This is a genomic window from Pseudomonas syringae, assembly GCF_002157375.1.
Lineage (GTDB): Bacteria > Pseudomonadota > Gammaproteobacteria > Pseudomonadales > Pseudomonadaceae > Aquipseudomonas > Aquipseudomonas syringae_T.
The window spans coordinates 95,615-114,999 of record NZ_MTSA01000014.1 but is presented as its reverse complement, the minus strand read 5'-3'; the positions used below and the strand labels follow the sequence as shown (position 1 = coordinate 114,999).

The 19,385-nt window shown below is 58.9% G+C and carries 16 protein-coding genes and 1 tRNA gene; 10 read left to right on the top strand and 7 right to left on the bottom strand.

The genetic code is table 11. From position 1 onward, the window contains the following. Positions 1–19 precede the first annotated feature (19 nt). Entirely contained in the window at positions 20–619 is a 600-nt protein-coding gene (locus BW686_RS18600) for an acyl-homoserine-lactone synthase (RefSeq protein ID WP_084918987.1), read from the bottom strand. Positions 620–744: 125 nt separating this feature from the next. On the opposite strand from BW686_RS18600, the gene BW686_RS27570 reads away from it, so the two are divergent. Next, positions 745–1,038 carry a helix-turn-helix domain-containing protein gene (locus BW686_RS27570; protein WP_373271034.1) on the top strand — a complete coding sequence of 98 codons (294 nt, stop codon included), beginning with the start codon at positions 745–747 and terminating at the stop codon, positions 1,036–1,038. On the opposite strand, the gene BW686_RS18590 is transcribed toward BW686_RS27570, so the two are convergent. Continuing rightward, positions 973–1,692 (bottom strand): helix-turn-helix transcriptional regulator, encoded by a 720-nt coding sequence (locus BW686_RS18590; protein WP_084918986.1) that lies wholly within the window; start codon positions 1,690–1,692, stop codon positions 973–975. The genes BW686_RS27570 and BW686_RS18590 overlap by 66 nt on opposite strands. A gap of 140 nt (positions 1,693–1,832) precedes the next feature. Between BW686_RS18590 and BW686_RS18585 the strand changes: the two genes are divergently transcribed. After that, entirely contained in the window at positions 1,833–2,786 is a 954-nt protein-coding gene (locus BW686_RS18585; RefSeq protein WP_084918985.1) for a PDR/VanB family oxidoreductase, read from the top strand. Positions 2,787–2,901: 115 nt separating this feature from the next. Here BW686_RS18585 and BW686_RS18580 read toward each other — a convergent pair. Further along, a tRNA-Ser gene (locus tag BW686_RS18580) sits at positions 2,902–2,989 on the bottom strand. A gap of 121 nt (positions 2,990–3,110) precedes the next feature. Here BW686_RS18580 and BW686_RS18575 point away from each other — a divergent pair. From BW686_RS18575 to BW686_RS18550, 6 genes are all read left to right on the top strand, one after another. Next, positions 3,111–3,782: a Bax inhibitor-1/YccA family protein gene (locus tag BW686_RS18575; RefSeq protein WP_084918984.1), complete on the top strand. Its 672-nt coding sequence runs from the start codon at positions 3,111–3,113 to the stop codon at positions 3,780–3,782. 387 nt (positions 3,783–4,169) lie between these two features. After that, positions 4,170–5,600: a serralysin family metalloprotease gene (locus BW686_RS18570; RefSeq protein ID WP_084918983.1), complete on the top strand. Its 1,431-nt coding sequence runs from the start codon at positions 4,170–4,172 to the stop codon at positions 5,598–5,600. Positions 5,601–5,659: 59 nt separating this feature from the next. Continuing rightward, entirely contained in the window at positions 5,660–6,040 is a 381-nt protein-coding gene (locus BW686_RS18565) for a protease inhibitor Inh/omp19 family protein (protein WP_179149313.1), read from the top strand. 81 nt (positions 6,041–6,121) lie between these two features. Then, positions 6,122–7,906 (top strand): type I secretion system permease/ATPase, encoded by a 1,785-nt coding sequence (locus BW686_RS18560; RefSeq protein ID WP_084918982.1) that lies wholly within the window; start codon positions 6,122–6,124, stop codon positions 7,904–7,906. Continuing rightward, the gene (locus tag BW686_RS18555) at positions 7,903–9,240 is read left to right on the top strand and encodes an HlyD family type I secretion periplasmic adaptor subunit (protein WP_084918981.1); all 1,338 of its coding nucleotides are present in this window, start codon (positions 7,903–7,905) and stop codon (positions 9,238–9,240) included. The genes BW686_RS18560 and BW686_RS18555 overlap by 4 nt, the downstream gene beginning before the upstream one ends. A gap of 1 nt (position 9,241) precedes the next feature. After that, positions 9,242–10,591, top strand: coding sequence for a TolC family outer membrane protein (locus BW686_RS18550; protein WP_084918980.1), 1,350 nt, complete (start codon positions 9,242–9,244; stop codon positions 10,589–10,591). Between the two features lie 9 nt (positions 10,592–10,600). On the opposite strand, the gene solA is transcribed toward BW686_RS18550, so the two are convergent. The 3 genes from solA to BW686_RS18530 all read right to left on the bottom strand — a co-directional run bounded on the left by solA (position 10,601) and on the right by BW686_RS18530 (position 14,928). Continuing rightward, positions 10,601–11,776: an N-methyl-L-tryptophan oxidase gene (gene solA / locus BW686_RS18545; RefSeq protein WP_084918979.1), complete on the bottom strand. Its 1,176-nt coding sequence runs from the start codon at positions 11,774–11,776 to the stop codon at positions 10,601–10,603. A 447-nt stretch (positions 11,777–12,223) separates the two neighbouring features. Then, positions 12,224–13,807, bottom strand: coding sequence for an aldehyde dehydrogenase (NADP(+)) (locus tag BW686_RS18535; RefSeq protein ID WP_084918978.1), 1,584 nt, complete (start codon positions 13,805–13,807; stop codon positions 12,224–12,226). A gap of 230 nt (positions 13,808–14,037) precedes the next feature. Next, positions 14,038–14,928, bottom strand: coding sequence for a LysR family transcriptional regulator (locus BW686_RS18530; RefSeq protein ID WP_084919040.1), 891 nt, complete (start codon positions 14,926–14,928; stop codon positions 14,038–14,040). Between the two features lie 104 nt (positions 14,929–15,032). Here BW686_RS18530 and BW686_RS18525 point away from each other — a divergent pair, with 104 nt between their 5' ends. Both BW686_RS18525 and BW686_RS18520 read left to right on the top strand, forming a co-directional pair. Beyond that, on the top strand, positions 15,033–15,572 hold the full coding sequence (locus tag BW686_RS18525) for a GNAT family N-acetyltransferase (RefSeq protein ID WP_084918977.1): 540 nt from the start codon (positions 15,033–15,035) through the stop codon (positions 15,570–15,572). A gap of 191 nt (positions 15,573–15,763) precedes the next feature. Next, complete coding sequence (locus tag BW686_RS18520) at positions 15,764–16,408, top strand: TetR/AcrR family transcriptional regulator (RefSeq protein ID WP_084918976.1); 645 nt, start codon at positions 15,764–15,766, stop codon at positions 16,406–16,408. A gap of 39 nt (positions 16,409–16,447) precedes the next feature. Here the strand turns inward: BW686_RS18520 and BW686_RS18515 are convergent, their stop codons facing one another. Continuing rightward, positions 16,448–19,189, bottom strand: a complete 2,742-nt coding sequence (locus BW686_RS18515) for a beta-glucosidase (protein WP_084918975.1) — start codon at positions 19,187–19,189, stop codon at positions 16,448–16,450. Between the last annotated feature and the right edge of the window lie 196 nt (positions 19,190–19,385).

Here is a 19,385-nt window from a genome sequence, read left to right as displayed (position 1 = left end):
CTGCGTTTGGGAGAACCTATCAGTTTGACAGGTTGGATTGCCCCCCTTGCTCGGCTAGTGCGTCCAGTGTTTTGCGGTTGAGCGCAATGGAGAGTGCAACAGCGCGCTCTACTCCGACCCTTTGAGCGGGGCCGAGCCGCTGAATATCCAGGCCCAGCCGGATCAGCAGTTTCTCGACACCCACGGTGGTGACCGTCACGAACTGCTTCAAGCCTCGCTCTACACCGAAATACACAACGGCTCTGATGGCGATGAGGGATTGGTCAGAAAACGCGTACGGGCGTCCGCTTTGCTGGCAGATCGCGAACCGGCTCAGTTCCCAGGTATCTTCAGCGCACGGCGCAGGAGAGCCGGCCAGGAGTTCCGGAAAGGTATCGGCGAGCATGTTTGGCCCCGTGGTGGGCAGTAGCCGCCAGCACCCCGAGACACTTTCTTCCCGGTCGGCGTCCTGAAGAATCATGTAATAAGGGTTCAAGGCATCGTAGCCGTCGATTTCCATCCCGCAGATAACGCTGACCTCCCAGGCTTTTTTATCGCGAAAGACTCTCGCCCGCAGCGCATGCATTTTTTGCAGACGAACACTGTCGAAGTTGCTTCTTGCATCAATGGCTATGGTCATGAACGTCACCTCGGAAAGAGGGACTTTTATATATCCGATGTGGATAACCGGCAGCCTATCAATCTGATAGGTAGGCGCTGCTGCGGCGGTCGATTAGGGTGCTGGTATCGAGCGAAGGTGTGGACATGGAGACTGAGCAACCCTTAATTCAGCAGGCCGTTGCCATGCGGCTGGCGCTGGGCAAGAGCCAGGGTGTTTTCTGGCGGATGTTTGGATTGAGTCAGCCGGCGGCGAGCCGGCTGGAGTGCGGAGGCAAAGGGTCGCCCAGCCTGATCGTGTTGCTTCGTCTTTATTTCGCAGGGCGGATAAACGATAACGATCTGCTGGGGGCGCGAGCGAACACGAACCCGTTATTACGGTGCGATAAGGTCCAGTTGTATGGCTCTGGCCACGGCCAGTCTTCGCGACGTGACATTTAGTTTTCGCCGGATATTTTTGAAATGAAACTCCACCGTGGGTTCGGAAATAGCCAGGATCTTTCCGATTTCCCATGTGGTTTTTTCAGCACAGGCCCAACGAAGGGCTTCCAGCTCTCGCGACGTGAGGTGGGGGGTTCTCGAGCTGGAGTGTTGCATCAGGTACTGACTGCCACTGGTCACCGTGTAGTCGCGAAGTATCGCTGCCGCCCCGGAACTGTGACGCAGCATCTTGCAATATTCGGTTTCCGGCATTGAGTCGCAGCTCAGGCTGAGCATTCCGACCTGACCCTGTGGGCCGTGTATGGGCAAGGTTATACCGTGGCTGAGGCCTGCGCCTCTGGCTTCTTCAGCGAACTCGCTTTCTGATCGGGTTCTGTAAAGCGTGTCGTGCCAGTGGACAGGCAAAGAGGACGAGAAGCTGTGAGAGACCGTAGGGTCTATGGAAGCGAAGTTCTCTTTGTCATAGCGGCGACGCCACTCGGACGGGAAGTTGCTGACAATATCGGCCTCAGCATTGGATGACTCTTTGGTCGGTTTCAGCGCATACAGGACTTCGCCGTACCCCAGTTTGCGTGCCGCCACAAGGAGGCAGTTGAACCAGTCCTGTGAGTTGGCTGCGTTCAACAGCCCTATACATTCATCCATGAGCGGCATAGAAAATCCAGAGTGAGGTTGTACGTGTTATTCACTCAAAATAAAGGAGCCGGTCGGTCAGCGTCAAGATGCCTGACGGCTCTTGCGTGGGCGGTGCGCAGGGCATCGCCCGGCTGTTGATCTGTACAAGGAAAGTAACTATGGGCATTGGCCTGCAGACCGTCCGCGTGACGAATATCACCCGGCACACACCGAGCATTGTTTCCATCGACCTCGCGCCCGTCGGTTCCGATAGCCTGCAGGCTTTCGATCCGGGCGCACACATAGACGTCCATTTGCCCAACGGGTTGGTGCGCAGCTACTCATTGATGGGCACTTCGGCGTATTCAGGCCACTACCGTCTTGGCGTGCTGCATGATCGGCAAAGTCGTGGCGGGTCTGCATTCATCCATCAGTACCTCCGTGCAGGCGTCCTGCTCAAGGTGTCGCCGCCTCGCAATAATTTTCCGGTGGCCAGTGCGAAACACGCTGTGTTCATCGCCGGAGGCATTGGCATCACACCGCTTATCGGCATGGCCAGGCAGCTCAAGGAGCGAGGCGCGGCGGTCGAGCTGCTCTATTGCGCGCGCTCGGAGGGCGAGATGGCCTTTCGCGACGAACTGGAGGGGCTTTCAGGCAGAGTGAGTTACCACTTCGATGATCAGCAGGGGCGTCCGCCCGATCTGCAGTCGTTCATGCAGGGTTTTCCAGCCGACACGCATTTTTACTGCTGCGGCCCGGCCCCCATGTTGACTGCGTTTGATCAGGCCTGTTCTTCGCTTAGGATCAGGCACAGTCACACCGAGCGATTTTCTGGCGTCGTGACGCCTATCCCGGAAGGGATCGGCAAAGGGCATCAGGTGATTCTCTCTCGCTCGGGAAAGCAGCTTCATCACGATGGCCAGGGCAGCTTGCTTGATACGTTGATCGCCACAGGGCACAACGTGTCTTATAGCTGCAGGGAAGGGGTGTGCGGGGCGTGTGAAGTCAGTGTGCTGGAAGGGGCGCTGGAGCATCGCGACGCGGTTCTCAGTGCTTCGGAACGCGCTTCCGGGAAGACGATGATGATCTGCGTGTCGAGATGTACGTCGGACCGTCTGGTGCTTGATATGTAGGTCGCTTCAAACCGGCAGGGTGTGTGCCCTGTCTTGCCGGTGAATCGACTGGGGCGCCCGCCAAACCCCGAAAACGACAAAGCCCTGAGAAATCAGGGCTTTGTGCTATCAAATATGGCGGAGGCATAGAGATTCGAACTCTAGGACCTGTTACAGTCGGCAGTTTTCAAGACTGCTGCCTTAAACCACTCGGCCATACCTCCACTTCGTTGCGGGCGCCATAATACCGGAATGAAACAAGCTGTCAAACTCTGTGACTAGCCAGTTGCAGCGCCTCTGTTATGATCTTTGCAACTCAACATTTCAACAGGAAGGAGTTTCGCCATGCGCGAACAGGATTACAGCCTTAAAACCGGCATGCAGGCCGACCAGCTCGAGGTTAGTCGTGTCCTGCGCAACACTTATGGTCTTCTTGCCCTGACCCTGGCGTTCAGCGGTGTCATGGCATTTGTCGCACAGCAGATGCACGTCGGCTACCCGAATATTTTCGTGGTACTGATCGGTTTCTATGGTCTGTTCTTCCTGACCAACAAGCTGCGTGACTCGGCATGGGGCCTGGTGTCGACCTTCGCCTTGACAGGTTTCATGGGTTTCCTGCTTGGCCCGATCCTCAACCGTTATCTGGGCATGGCTGGCGGTGCCGAGGTCGTCAGTTCCGCTTTCGCGATGACTGCTCTGGTATTCGGTGGTCTGTCGGCGTACGTACTGATCACCCGCAAGGACATGAGCTTCCTGGGTGGCTTTATCACCGCAGGCTTCTTCGTTCTGCTGGGTGCAGTGCTGGCCAGCATGTTTTTCCAGATCAGCGGTCTGCAACTGGCGATCAGCGCAGGCTTCGTCCTGTTCTCGTCGGTCTGCATTCTGTTCCAGACCAGCGCGATCATCCAGGGTGGCGAGCGTAACTACATCATGGCGACCGTCAGCCTGTATGTGTCGATCTACAACCTGTTCATCAGCTTGCTGCAGATCTTCGGCATCATGAGCCGCGACGACTGATCAACACGGCCTGAACATTCAGGCCTCGCTGCGCAAACCAGAAGCCCCGACTTGTCGGGGCTTTTGTATTTTTGCGTTTTACGACCCCGAAGACCTGTCGCAAAGCCAGTCAAAAAAATTGACCGATCAGTCATTTTTATCAAGATTGTTACAGTCTGTTCAGGCGCTTATCGACCTTTGACCATCACGAAAAAAAATATCGGGCGATTCCTTAGCGTCTGTAGGCACTTCCCCGATTAAGGCAAATTGACATCGCCGGAGAGGGCTGGACACTAGATTTCAAAATGTGTCAGCTTTGTTACGCACCACAAGGCGAGTGACAGGATTTCCTCGCTACAGATGGAGTCCTGTCGTACCAATCTGTCTACCAGCAAACAAGGAAGTGTCATGACGAAAGTCAAAGAAAATGCTGCAATTCAACTCTCCGCCGCTACCAGTACCTCCTTCGACCAGATCAATACGTTTGCTCACGCCTATGACCGTGGCGGTAACCTCACGATCAATGGCAAGCCTTCGTATTCGGTTGATCAGGCCGCTGACTACATTCTTCGCGACGACGCCGCCTGGGTGGATCGCGACGGTAACGGCACCATCAACCTCACTTACACCTTCCTGACCGCCAAACCTTCCGGGTTCGACAACTCTCTGGGGACTTTCAGTGCGTTCAACGCGCAACAGAAAGCTCAAGCCGTGCTGTCGATGCAGTCCTGGGCGGACGTCGCCAAAGTCAGTTTTACCCAGGCTGCCTCCGGCGGCGACGGGCACATGACATTCGGCAACTACAGTAACGGCAGCGCAGGCGGGGCGGCTTTCGCCTATCTGCCCAGCGGCAACAGCCGTACTGACGGCCAGTCCTGGTACCTTGTCGATAACAGCTACAAGGTCAACACCACACCCGACAATGGCAATTACGGTCGTCAGACCCTGACCCACGAAATTGGCCATACCTTGGGCCTTTCCCATCCCGGTGATTACAACGCTGGCGAAGGCAACCCGTCCTACAAGGATGCCAGCTACGCGGAAGACACCCGCGGTTACAGCGTCATGAGCTACTGGAGTGAATCCAATACCGACCAGAACTTCGTCAAGGGCGGCGCTCCGTCGTATTCCTCGGCGCCGTTGCTGGATGATATTGCTGCCGTTCAGCAACTCTATGGCGCGAACATGAGCACCCGTGCCGGCGATACGGTGTACGGTTTCAACTCCACGGCCGGGCGCGATTTCTACAGCGCCACCTCCGCCTCTTCCAAGGTGGTGTTCTCGGTGTGGGATGGCGGGGGCAAGGATACCCTCGACTTCTCGGGGTTCACTCAGAACCAGAAGATCAACCTCAATGCAGCCTCGTTCTCGGACGTCGGCGGCATGGTCGGTAACGTCTCCATTGCCAAGGGCGTCGTGGTTGAAAATGCAGTGGGCGGTTCGGGCAACGATTTGTTGATCGGCAATGCGGCTGCCAATGACCTGAAAGGCGGTGCCGGCAACGACATCATCTACGGTGGTGCGGGTGCGGATAGCCTGGCCGGAGGGGCAGGTGCCGACGTGTTTGTGTTCGGTGCCAGTTCCGATTCCAACCGGGCGGCTCAGGATACGATTCGTGATTTTGTCAGCGGTCAGGACAAGATCGACGTATCGGCCATTTCCACCCTGAATGCGTTGCAGTTCGTCAACGCGTTCAGCGGTCATGCTGGCGAAGCGATCCTGAACTACAACCAGAGCAGCAACCTGGGCAGCCTGGCTATCGACTTCACGGGGCAGGGGCTGGGTGACTTCCTCGTGGGAACCGTTGGTCAAGCGTTTGCCACTGATATCGTGGTTTAATCTGTAACAATCATGGGCGACTGTCTGCTGTCGCCCATGATCTGGAATGTACCCCCATCATGAAGAATCACTTTGTTCGAATCGTGCCAGTTGCTTTTGCGCTGCTGGTGGGGATTTCTGGAGCAAGCATGGCCATGAGTTTGAAACTGCCCGACCCTGCTGAACTCAGCGGCAAGTGGCGACTTTCTCTTCAGGGGAAGGCGGGCGATACCTGTGAGCTGCAGTTGAATACCGAAGTACCGCAACTGGGGGGTGATCTTGCCTGTGCAGCAACGTGGTTGCACGGAACACCCGCCGGCTGGTTTCCGACCCCGGACGGTCTGGCTTTTACCGACAAGGAAGGCAATCGCCTGATCCACCTCAATAACATGGGGGAGCAGACCTACCAGGCGCGTCTGCCTGACGGTGAGGTGCTGATCCTTGGACGGCTCGCCGATTAAGCGTTTCATGGACAGACGCGAGTAGTTTGATAAAACCCAGGGATGTCACCCCGTCGTCAGTAAGACCATCAAGGAACAACCATGAGTGCGTTGCCCAAAAACGCGCAGCCGCCGCTTTACAAAGCGCTGGCTGATTACAAGAGCGCGCTGATCGGAGTCGGTTGTTTCACCGCGCTGATCAACGTATTGATGCTGGCTCCATCGATTTACATGCTGCAAGTCTATGACCGCGTGTTGACGTCACAGAACCAGACCACGCTGGCCATGCTGACCCTGATGGTGGTCGGCTTCTTTGCGTTCATCGGGCTGCTGGAGATGATTCGCAGCTTTGTGGTGATCCGCATCGGCAGCGAGCTGGAGCGACGTTTCAACCTGCGCGTCTATCAGGCCGCGTTCGAAAGCAACCTGCATGCCGGACAGCGCCAGGCAGGGCAGGCCTTGGGCGACCTGACCTTCATTCGGCAGTTCCTCACCGGCCCGGCGTTGTTCGCGTTCTTCGATGCCCCCTGGTTTCCTGTTTATCTGGCGGTCATTTTTCTTTTTGACCCCTGGCTAGGCGTGCTGGCCAGTGTCGGCACAGTGCTGCTGGTGGGGCTGGCCTGCCTGAACGAGTGGCTGACCCGCAAACCGCTGGCCGAAGCCAGTGGCTATTCGCAGCAATCCGCGCAACTGGCGACCCGCCATTTGCAACAGGCCGAGGCCATTCAGGCCATGGGCATGCTGGAGGCGTTGCGTCGTCGCTGGTTCGCTGTTCATGGCCGTTTTCTCGCGTTGCAAAACCGTGCCAGCGACACCGGCGCGGTGATCAGCTCGATCAGCAAGGCACTGCGCCTGTGCCTGCAATCGCTGGTGCTGGGGCTGGGGGCCTTGCTGGTGATTCGTGGTGAGATGACCGCAGGCATGATGATTGCCGGTTCGATTCTGATGGGGCGCGTGCTCAGCCCCATCGACCAGCTTATTGCCGTCTGGAAACAGTGGAGTTCTGCGCGTCTGGCCTACGGGCGTCTTGACCAGTTGCTCAAGACCTATGCGGAGCCTGCGCCGCGTATGGCGTTGCCGACACCGCGCGGTCAGATCAGCGCAGAGCAGGTCAGCGCCGCCCCTCCGGGCCACACCTCGCCTACCGTGCAGCAAGTGAGCTTCCAGTTGCAGGCCGGGGAAGTGCTCGGCGTGCTGGGCGCCTCGGGTTCCGGCAAGTCGACCCTGGCTCGCGTGTTGGTCGGTGTCTGGCCAGCGCTCGGCGGCACGGTGCGACTGGACGGCGCTGACATGCACCGCCTGGACCGTGAAGCGCTTGGCCCCTGTATCGGTTATCTGCCGCAGGACATCGAATTGTTCGGTGGCACCGTCGCAGAGAATATCGCGCGCTTTCGCGAGGGCGATGCGAGCGCAGTGGTTGCTGCTGCGCAGTTGGCGGGAGTGCATGAATTGATTCTGCGCTTGCCGCAAGGCTATGACACGCGGCTGAGTGATGATGGCGCAGGCTTGTCGGGCGGCCAGAAACAGCGCGTTGCGTTGGCCCGCGCGTTGTATGGCGAGCCCCGCCTGGTGGTGCTGGACGAGCCCAACTCCAATCTGGATGCCGCAGGTGAAGCGGCCTTGACCCAGGCGATTGGCGAGCTCAAGGCCCGGGGGTGTACGGTTGTTCTCGTCACTCATCGCACGCTCTCTTTGAATCAGACGGATCGGCTGCTGGTCCTGAGCGAGGGCCGCATGCAGGCATTCGGCCCTACCGCTCAGGTGCTGCAAGCCCTGTCCGGTCAGGCGGCATCCGGCCAGGCACCTCAACCGCAACCCCGCCCGGCGCCTGCCGGGCTTTCCATGAGCCGTCAATACGGCACCCAGAACAGGCAGTCCGACGTATGAGCAGCGCTCTCGACAATCATTACGCGGTGCCGGGCAAGGAACGCGGGGTGCAATTCTTTGTTCGCGCCGGCTGGATCCTCATGCTGGCAGGGGCAGGCAGTTTTTTCCTCTGGGCAAGTCTGGCGCCGCTGGACCAAGGCATTGCGGTGCAGGGGACGGTGGTGGTCTCGGGCAAGCGCAAGGCCGTGCAGTCATTGGATGGGGGCGTGGTAAGCAAGATCCTCGTCAGTGAAGGCCAACAGGTCAAAGAAGGCGAGCCACTGTTTCGCCTTGATCAGACGCAGGTGGAAGCGGATGTGCAATCGCTGCGCGCTCAGTACCGCATGGCCTGGGCGAGCCTTGCTCGCTGGCAGAGCGAGCGCGATAACCTGGACGAGATACGCTTTCCCGCCGAACTGATCGCCGCCGGGCAGGGAGAACGCCCGGATCCGCGGCTGGCCCTGGTACTCGAAGGTCAGCGGCAATTGTTCAGCAGCCGTCGACAGGCGCTGGCTCGTGAGCAGGCCGGTTTGCAGGCGAGCATCGAAGGTGCCGGTCTGCAACTCGCCGGCATGCGTCGTGCTCGCTCCGACCTGCTGGCTCAGGCCGACTCGCTGCGTCAGCAACTGAAGAACCTGGAGCCTCTGGCACAGAACGGCTTCATTCCGGGCAATCGCCTGCTGGAGTTTCAGCGCCAGCTGTCTCAAGTGCAGCAAAACCTGGCGCAGAACGCAGGCGAGACCGGGCGGATAGAGCAAAGCATCGTCGAGTCGCGGCTTCGTCTTCAGCAACAGCGCGAGGAGTACCAGAAAGAAGTGCGCAGCCAATGGGCCGATGCTCAGGTCAAGGCACTGACCCTGGAACAGCAACTGGCCTCTGCCGGTTTCAGCCTGCAACACAGCGCCATTCTTGCGCCTGCCGACGGCATTGCCGTCAACCTGGGCGTACACACCGAAGGCGCAGTGGTGCGTGCCGGCGAAACCCTGCTGGAAATCGTCCCGCAAGGTACGCGGCTGGAAGTCGAAGGGCGTCTGCCGGTGCAGTTGATCGACAAGGTCGCCAGCCATTTACCGGTGGATATCCTGTTTACCGCGTTCAACCAGAGCCGTACACCCAGGGTTTCCGGGGAGGTCAGCCTGATTTCCGCCGACCAGATGCAGGATGAAAAAACCGGTCAGCCGTACTACGTGTTGCGCACCTCGGTGGGTGATGCCGCACTGGAAAAACTCAACGGTCTGGTGATCAAACCGGGCATGCCCGCTGAAATGTTTGTGCGAACAGGCGAACGCTCGTTGCTCAATTACCTGTTCAAACCTTTGCTGGACCGTGCCGGCTCCGCGTTGACGGAGGAATAGGATGTTTCGTTATCCGCTGAAAGCCGCTTTGCTGACGGCCATTCTGCTCGGTACGGCCTCGCAGGCGAATGCGATGGGGCCGTTTCAGGTCTATGAGCTGGCGCTGCGCAATGACCCGACTTACCTCGGCGCGCTCAAAGAGCGCGATGCAGGCCTTGAAAATCGCGTCATTGGTCGCGCCGGGTTGTTGCCTCGTGTGTCGTACAGCTACAACAAAGGACGCAACGATTCAAAAGCCACCGTCAAAGGCGCCCGAGACGACACCACGGACCACCGCCACTACAACAGTTTTGGTTCAAGCCTGACCATCCAGCAGCCGCTGATCGACTACGAGGCCTACGCCAATTACCGCAAGGGCCTGGCTCAGGCGTTGTTTGCCGACGAAACCTTTCGCAGCAAGAGTCAGGAATTGCTGGTTCGCGTTTTGACGCTCTATACCCAGGCGTTGTTTGCGCAGGACCAGATCAACATTGCGCGCGCCAAACAGCAGGCGTTCGAGCGAGAGTTTGCACAGAACCGGCAGATGTTTCAGCAGGGCGAAGGCACACGCACCGATATTCTCGAAGCAGAATCGCGCAACGAACTGGCGATTGCCGAACAGATCGAAGCCAGTGATGAGCAGGACGCGGCCTTGCGTGAACTTGCCGCATTGCTGGGGGAGCCGGGCATTGATGTCGCTCAGCTGGAGCCGTTGAAAGACAACTTCCAGGCTCTGGTGCTGGCGCCGTCCAGCTTTACCGAGTGGCATGCGCTGGCAATGGCCAACAGTCCGATTCTGGCGTCGCAGCGTCAGGCGCTGGAAGTGGCACGGTACGAGGTCGAGCGTAACCGCGCCGGTCACCTGCCGACGGTCAATGCCTACGCGAGCATTCGCCAGAACGAGTCTGACAGCGGCAATACCTACAATCAGCGTTACGACACCAACACCGTCGGCATCGAACTGAGTTTGCCGCTGTACGCCGGGGGCGGCACCAGCGCCTCCGTGCGCCAGGCCAACAGCAAGCGTGAGCAGGCTGAATATGAGCTGGACGGCAAGACGCGCGAAACCCTGATCGAGCTGCGGCGTCAGTTCAATGCCTGTGCCTCCGGGGTGAGCAAGCTGCGTGCTTATCAGAAAGCGCTGGTGTCGGCGCAGGCGCTGGTCGAATCGACACGGCAGAGCATTCTGGGTGGCGAACGTATCAGCCTGGACGCGCTCAATGCCGAGCAGCAGCTTTACAGCACGCGGCGCGACCTGGCAAAAGCCCGTTACGACTACCTGATGGCCTGGATCAAGCTGCACTACTACGCGGGCACCCTGCGCGATACCGACCTGGCCCGTATCGACGAGGCGTTCGTGCTGGCGCGCTGAGAACCCCGGTCAAGCCTGCTGTGCGAAGCGTTGCAGCGAGAAGGCCGAGAGGTCTGTCTCGCTCTTGCCGTGAATGCAGCGTTGCGCCAGCGCCAACCCGAGCCCTGCCGAGTGCTTGAAGCCGTGACCGGAGCAGGCCGACACCACCGTCACGTTTTTCAGGTGCGGGTGCTCGTCAATGATGAAGTGATAGTCCGGCGTGACGGTGTAGGCGCAGACCGATGACTTGACCACCGTTGATGTCAAGCCGGCGATCTTGCCTTGCACCTGTGTCTGAAACATATCCTGCGCCTCCTGCGCTGTGACGGTACGATCCAGTTCGCTCGCCGTCGAAGCGTCCTTATACTGCTCGGTGGCGATCTTCATGCTGTTTTCGCCGGGCAGAGGCGGGAAGCCGTAACTGACGTCCGTGTCGCCCGGCCCGTGAGTCATGATGAAGCTCGGCGATGACGGTGCAAACACGGCATCTTCTTGCAGTCCAAACCAGAACAGCTTCTGACGACAGACCCTGAGCCGCTCGTTGAACGGTGCGCCCAGCAAGTCGGACGACCACATGCCTGCGCTGACCACCACCCGGTCAGCGATAAGCAAGCCTTTATCCGTGGTGATCCGAACACGGTCGCCACGGTTTTCCAAGGCCATGACCGTCTCGTTGGTCAGCAACCGCGCCCCGTGTTCCCTGGCCTGCCTGAGCTGCACGGCGATGCAGCGTTCCGGCCGCACAAAACCGCCAGCGGGTTCAAAGTAGCCGATGGCGCTGTCCAGCACCGGAGCGAACTGCGGAAACCGCTCGCGAATATCGGCAGCCGTCAGCACCTCGTGTTCCACACCGTAGGCCCGTGCCAATGCAATGGTCTTATGGGTGAAGTCTTCGTCGTCCTCAGGGGTGTAAGTCGGGCTGGAAGTCATGACCAGCACGCCGCACTGCTCGAACAGCGATTCACCGGTGAGTGCTTCGAGTTCGCGCCAGATGGCGTGAGAGCTGCGCACCAGTGGCAGGTATTGCTCACCTTCGCCTACCGACAACCGGGTGATGCGTGTGTCGCCGTGGCTGGAGCCAAAGGTGTGCGGCGGGTCATGACGATCTATCCCTATCACGTCGACGCCGGCCTTGGCCAGTTGGTAGACCGTGGCTGCCCCCATTGCACCCAGGCCGAGTACGGCTACCTTGCAATGCTGTTCCATGAATCTTGCACCTCGAAAAAAGCAATCATTTCAGCAGGATGAGTGATGGACAGCCACAGTCAGTCAAGGCTGGGCGTATGTCAAAGGGCAGTCGGCGTGCGCCGTGCCGATTACGCCGCTCGCCAAAAAATTTACGCTTGCACTGCTCAGGGTTTTTAAGTTCCGAAACCGGCTAAAAGTTGTCCACGGAAATCGTGGGTATGTCTGTGGGTAACTTTTTGAAACCCTTGTTGCACGTGGCTTACAGTCGTGTGGTTAATTTATGAACAGCCTGTAAAACGCACGCATATGGTGCTGTGGGCAGGGTGAAAAACAGGCGTGCGCGAAGCGACTGAACACACAAAAACAGAAATATTTTTACCGGCTCATCCATTTTTTCCCAAAAAAAAGCGGCACCCCCTTCATCAGGGGGTGCCGCTTTTCATGGTTGCTGTGACCGGTCAGCCATCAAACGACAGGCTGGTCACTCCACTCGCCGTTGACCAGACGACGCAGGCCAAGCGGATTGGCGTTCTGCAGGGCTGGGGGCAACTGGCTGTCGGCCAGGTTCTGATAGCAGACCGGACGCAGGAAACGATCAATGGCCAGGGTGCCCACTGACGTGCCGCGCGCGTCGGAGGTTGCCGGGTATGGACCGCCGTGAACCATCGCTTCACAGACTTCAACACCGGTCGGGTAACCGTTGAACAGGATGCGACCGACTTTTTCTTCCAGTACCGGTTGCAGCCAGCTGTACTGGCTCAAGTCGGCAGGCTCGCCGATCACGGTGGCAGTCAGTTGTCCGCGCAAGGCCTGCAAGGCCTCTTTGAGCTGCGCGTCGTCAGCGACCTCAATGATCAGCGTGGTCGGTCCGAAGACTTCTTCCTGCAACAACTGATCGCCATTGAGCAACAGGCTGACATCCGCCTTGAACAACTGGGCCTGAGCCTGTTTGCCTTCCTGCGGCTTGCCGGCCAGATGGGTCACGCCCGAGTGCGAGAGCAGATGCTCGACGCCCTTGCTGTAACTGCGCAGGCCGCCTGCATTGAGCATGGTCTGAGGTGCCTGACTGCTCATCTGTTCAGTGAGCTGTTCTACAAACGTCGAAAACGCCGGTGAGCGCAGGCCGATGACCACGCCTGGATTGGTGCAGAACTGGCCGGCGCCCATTACCACCGAGGCTGCAAGCTCCTTGGCCACGGTTTCGCCACGGGCCTGAAGCGCGCCGGGCAGCAACACCACCGGGTTGATGCTGGACATCTCGGCAAACACCGGAATCGGTTGCGGACGCTCGGCGGCCATTTTGCAGAGCGCGTTACCGCCATTCAGCGAGCCGGTAAAGCCGACGGCCTGAATGGCCGGGTGTTTGACCAGACCTTCGCCCACACCGTTGCCGAAGATCATGTTGAACACGCCTTTCGGCATCTGAGTGCGTTCGGCGGCACGGATGATGGCACTGGCGACCAGGTCGGCGGTCGCCATGTGGCCGCTGTGGGCCTTGAACACTACCGGGCAACCGGCCGCCAGTGCGGCAGCGGTATCGCCGCCAGCGGTGGAAAAGGCCAGCGGGAAGTTGCTCGCACCGAACACGGCCACCGGGCCGACGCCGATGCGGTACTGACGCAGATCGACGCGCGGCAACGGTTTGCGGTCCGGCAGGGCGAGGTCGATGCGCGCACCTACAAAATCACCGCGTCGCAACACTTTGGCGAACAAGCGCATCTGACCGCTGGTGCGACCGCGTTCACCTTGAATACGTGCCTGTGGAAGGGCGGTTTCCTGGCAGACGATGGCAACGAAATCGTCACCCAGTTGATCGAGCTCGTCGGCGATTGCTTCAAGGAAGTCAGCGCGGCGGGCCGGGCTCAGTTGACGGAACTCAGGAAAGGCAGATTTGGCAGCCAGTGCGGCAGCATCGATTTCGCCATCGGTGGCCTGGTGAAAGCTGTAAGGCAATTCTTCACCAGTGGTGGCATCCAGGCTCTTCTGCAGGCTTTGGCCGAGGGCACTGCGGCCGCCTGCGATGAAGTTCTGGCCGAGAATGTTAGGCATCGGTATCTCCTGTTGTTTGAAGTGGGAGGCGGGCACCGAATGAGTCAGGACCGTGCGCTCCTTATGGGTTGCCGAGTTGCTTTGCGGGGTGACGGTGTTGCGGCGTAAAAAAGCAGGCCGGCAATCATTTATCGTGAATTAGTGGGCAGTCATCGTACAACCTGATTCGCTGCCGATGCAACTGTCGTTATAGCGCACCCACCAGGTCCAGCGCTCAGGATGAGCCGTCTTTATGACCCTTTCAGGCACCACAACGCATCCAGTACCTGACGCAGGGCCTTGCTGACCGGTTTGTCCTGGCGCACGACGATGCCCAGGGTCCGGCTCAATCCGGGCGTCAGTGAATGCACCTGCAACCCGCGCCGATGATGAATGGCAGCAACGGCCATGCGTGGCACGATGCTGTAGCCCAGGCCCGCAGCGACCATTTCTTTTATGGCCTCGATGCTGCCCAGTTCCATGACGGGTTTGACGCGAATTCCGGATTGTAAAAACCACTCACTGATCACCAGGCGTGTACTGCTTCCGGCTTCGAATACCACCAGTGGCAGCGGGTCGAGCCCGTCGGGCGTCATCCCGGCCTTCGGGATTTGTTCGCCACTGGCAAAGATCGCCACGAACTCATCCTCCAGCAGCGGCCTGATGTCCAGGCTGCGACCGGTGGCGGGAAGGGTGACCAGCGCAAGGTCCAGACGATTTTCCTCCACTGCCTTGAGGATGCCGTCGGTGTTGCCGGTGCTGACTCGCACATCGAGGCCGGGGAAGCGCTGGCGCAAGGCTTGCAACATCGGTGGCAGCAAGTGGATGCAGGCGGTCGCGCCCGTGCCAATGGCAACTTGCCCGGCAACGCCGCTGGCATGGCTGGACAAGTCCAGCAGCGCATCCTCGACCACGGCTTCAATGCGCACGATGTGCTCCAGCAGTGCCTTGCCGGCGGACGTTGGCTTGAGGCGTTTGCCCACGCGCTCGATCAGTTGCAGGTTCAACTGATCCTCCAGCTGTCGCACTTGAAGGCTCACGGCAGGCTGGGTCAGATGAAGGTGCCTGGCCGCTATGGAAAAACTGCCATGCGCGATGACCAGCGAGAAGGTGTGCAAATGGGTCAGACTGAGTCGGCGCATGGCAAAGTATTTCTTATGCTGTGAATGACAAATCATAGCTTTTTTAATGTCAGGGCGAACGGCATCATTATGTCTATTCACCGAGACCTGCACGAGAGCCTGCCATGCCCCCGACTTTTATCCTGCGCGATGCCCGCGACGATGACATGCGTACTGTCCATGCCATTTACGCCGACCATGTGCTGCACGGGATTTCCAGCTTCGAGCTGGCGCCACCCAGCCTCGCCGAACTGTTGCAGCGTCGTGCGCACGTGCTTGCCAAAGGCCTGCCTTATCTGGTCGCGGAGCGTGCCGGGGAGGTGGTGGGTTATGGCTACGTCACACCGTATCGCCCGCGTCCGGCTTATCGTTTTACTGTGGAAGATTCCGTGTACGTCCGCAATGGCATGGGCGGGCTGGGCATCGGGCAGACACTGCTGAGCGCGTTGATCGAGCGCTGCGAGCAGGGCGGCTGGCGGCAGATGATCGCGGTGATCGGTAATAGCGAAAACATTGCATCGCTGCGTTTGCACGAGCGTATGGGCTTTCGGCGGGTTGGGGTCTTTGAGTCGGTCGGCTTCAAGCATGGTCGCTGGGTGGACACGGTTTTGATGCAGAGGACGCTGGGCGATGGTTCTTGCAGCGTGCCGTCCGATACGATCTGACGGTCGATATCCCCATGAAGGCTTGCGGGCCAGGCGACCAGTGGTGTTGGAGGCTTGGCGGCACCTGCTTGCAATTCTGCGCCAGCGCTACTGTAATACGCCGAAAAATTGTCCAACAATCGCGCTTCATTAGCGTTGCCAGAGGCGGTCTGAATGGTTAGGGTACGCGGCTGTTCAAGAAGGAGCCTGATATGACCCGGCATGAACCCACGGAAACGGGAGCTGTAGTCATCCGACAGCGTCGTGCGCCCAAGGGCGAGAAGCGTCGCGAAGAATTGCTGGATGCAGCCTTGCAGGTGTTTTCCCTTGAGGGTTATACCGGGGCGTCTGTTGCCAAGGTCGCCGCCATCGTCGGCATTTCCGTCGCCGGATTGTTGCACCACTTTCCGAGCAAGATCTCGTTGTTGATGGGCGTGTTGGAGCGCCGCGATCAGGTCAACGGTCGAATTGCCGCCGAAGTCCGCACGGATAACACATTGACCGGCCTGCTCAACGGGTTACGGGCCATCAATCGTTCCAACGCCACCGCACCGGGTGTCGTGCGTGCCTTTTCGATTCTGAATGCCGAAAGCCTGCTGGAAAATCAGCCTGCCTACGAATGGTTCCAGACCCGCTACGCGCGTATTCACGCGCACTTGCTGCGTCAGTTTTCGGAATTGGCAGAGCGGGGGGAAGTGCGTAAAGACGTGGATTTGTCGAAGGTGATCCAGCAGATTCTGGCCATGATGGACGGCTTGCAGATTCAGTGGTTACGCTTTCCCGATCAGTTGGATCTGGTCGAGTGTTTCGATGCCTACATTGCGCAGGTCGATGCAGCGGTAAGGGCTCGTCCCTGAGCCTTTGTTCGTCCGTTGTTCAGTCAGTCCGCGTGATGCTTACTCGACGGTCTGCTTGAACACACCGCCGGTCTTGACCGGTGGCTTCTCGACCAGAACCGAGTTCAATGCCGAACGTGGCAGCGGGTTGCTGGTGGTGGTCGACAGTTCCTGGCGGAACGAGTTGACCAGCTTGGCGTTCAGGCGAACGTCCTGCGACGAGGCACCGAGCGAGATGTTGAAGGTGTCGGCATCGACCACCCACTGCTTGCTCTTCTCGTCGAAGTAGGCCAGCGAGCGATCATTCAGCTCGATGGTCACACGCTTGCTTTCACCCGGCTTGAGGAACACCTTCTTGTAGCCTTTGAGTTCCTTGATCGGACGCTCGACTTTCGGGTTCTGCTGGCCAACGTACAGCTGCGCGACTTCCGAACCGCCGACCTTGCCGGTGTTGGTCAGGTCGAACGACACCTTGATCGGCGTGTTGCCCACTGCGACACCTGGCGTCACTTTGATGTTGCTGTAACCGAAGGTGGTGTACGACAGGCCGTAACCGAACGGGTAGAGAGGCTTGATGCCTTTCTTCTCGTAACCGCGATAACCCAGCATCAGGTCACCTTTGTAATCCATGTCGGTCAGCGTGTTCTGGTTGTCGAATTTCGGGAAAGACGCGTAGACAGGGTTGTCTTCGATGTTGCGTTCGATACTGATCGGCAGCTTGCCCGACGGGTTGACCTTGCCGAACAGAATCTCGGCCAGCGCCTGACCACCGTTCTGACCCGGGTAGAAGGCGTGCAGGGCTACCGGAACCTGTTCGATCCAGTCGCTCATCTTCAGGCCGGTACCGCCATACATGGTCACCACGGTGTTCGGGTTGACCTTGGCGATGTACTGGATCAGTTCGTTCTGGAACTCGGGCAGATCGAAGCTGTGGTCGAAACCTTCACCTTCGTATTCGCTGCTGTTACCCACTGCAACCACGACCGCGTCATAGCCGGACAGGTCTTGCGGCGCGTTCAGCGAAGCCGAGCTCAGCTGTACGCCCACCAGGCCGCCCATGGTCGACAGGTAGCCGGCACGGCGCGAATATTCAAGCTTCACGTCATACGACTGGCCAGCTTCCAGGTTGATCTTGGCGAACTCCGGGATGGTCGGCGGAATGCTGTTGCCCGGCAGTGGCTTGCCGTCACCGTTGTCGATGATTTTCTTGCCATTAACCCACAGGCGCACGGCACCGTCGGCGCGAACCTTGAACACTTGCTCGCCGCTCTGGGTCGGGGTGATCTTGCCGGTGTAGCGAATCGAGGTCGAAGACGTATCGCCATTCAGCTCGCCAGCGGTCGAACCTTTGCTGGTGTACGGATCGGACGACGACGTGTTGCTTGCGAACGGCAGGTTCTTGTCGTTGGCCCAGTCCAGGTCAACGTGCTTCTCGGTGCGGGTGACGGCTGCATCACCGGACCAGTTGGTGTTGCTGAAGTACTCGACTTTCATGCCCTGAACGTCGTTGCCAGCGGTGTCGGTGGTGGTCCAGGCACTTGTGCTCGGGTCCAGCGACAGGCCGTCGATGAACTCGACCTTGGCGTTAGGGGCCATTTGCTGCAGGCCGCTCAGTTCGCTGACGTAATGGCTGGCCATGACGTTGGCGCTGCCGAAGCCGGTCGGTGGCGCGTACTTGGCCAAGGTGCCGACAACAGCGATTTTCTTGACTTTCTGCTTGTCCAGCGGCAGCAGGTTGCCCTGGTTCTTCAGCAGCACGATACCTTCACGCGCAGCGTTCAGAGCAACCTTGTTGCTGGTCGAGCTGTTCATGTTGTGGGTGGTCAGCGGAGCCTTGCTGTCGAACTTGTACAGGTAGATCTGCTTGAGGATGCGGCGGACCTTGTCGTCGATGGTCGCAGCACTCAGGTCGCCGGCGTCCAGATGAGGTTTCAGCACGGAGCTGTTCATCTGGTAGCCCATCATGTCCAGATCGGTACCGGCGCGGGCGGCATTGAAGCCGTGAACCACAGCGTTGTAGTCGCTCTGCACGAAGCCTTTGTAGCCCCATTCCTTCTTCAGGATTTGCGCGATCAGGTGCTCGCTTTCGCAAGCGAACTCGCCGTTCACTTTCTGGAAGGCGCACATCATCATCGCAACGTTGCCGTTTTTCGACGACGATTCGAACGCAGGCAGCGACATTTCGCGCAGGACGCGTTCGCTCATCTTCTGGTCCAGGTTGAAGCGGTTGCTTTCCTGGTCATTGGCCGCGTAGTGCTTGGCGTTGGCCCATACACCGCGAGACTGGATACCGTTGATGACGCCCGGTGCCAGGCTGGCGCCGAGGAACGGGTCTTCACCGGAGAGGTATTCGAATGCACGGCCGCCGTACGGCATGCGGTACAGGTTGACACCCGGACCCGTGATGAACTGGTAGCCGCCGGTGGCCGTGTCATAGCCCAGCGCGCGGCCCAGGTCGATGGCGCGACGCGGGTTCCAGGTGGCTGCCAGGTTAGGGCCGGACGGGTAGACCACGCCCTGATCGTTGCCTTCGCTGGTGTAGCGCACACCGACGCCGCCGTCAGCGCCGTGAATCTGTGGAACGCCGTAGTTGTTCAGCGGTTTGACGTCCCAGCCGCCAGTGCCGCCGATGTAGGCCAGCTTTTCTTCCATGGTCATTTTGGCCAGGGTCTTTTGCGCGGCTTTTTCGGCGCGATCTTCACGTCCCTGCTGCACGGTCGCGTCAGCGGCGTATACCTGCGAAACGGCCAGGGCCAACAAGGCGAGGGCCGAGTGCGCGCCTATCATCTTTCGTTTGTTCATGCTGCTCTCCAACTGCGTTTAGATTAACTGTACGCCCGCGCTTTCGCGCCGGTTTAAAGCGTTATAACTTGCCATCGGCGTTAAATAATTCTGGAGACAATCGTTGCCCGTCTTCGCGCTTTTCCACTGTTTAGTGGCGGCGATTAACGGCAATTTAGTTAGCGATTTATTTTAATTTATTATGTTTTGCTGTCTC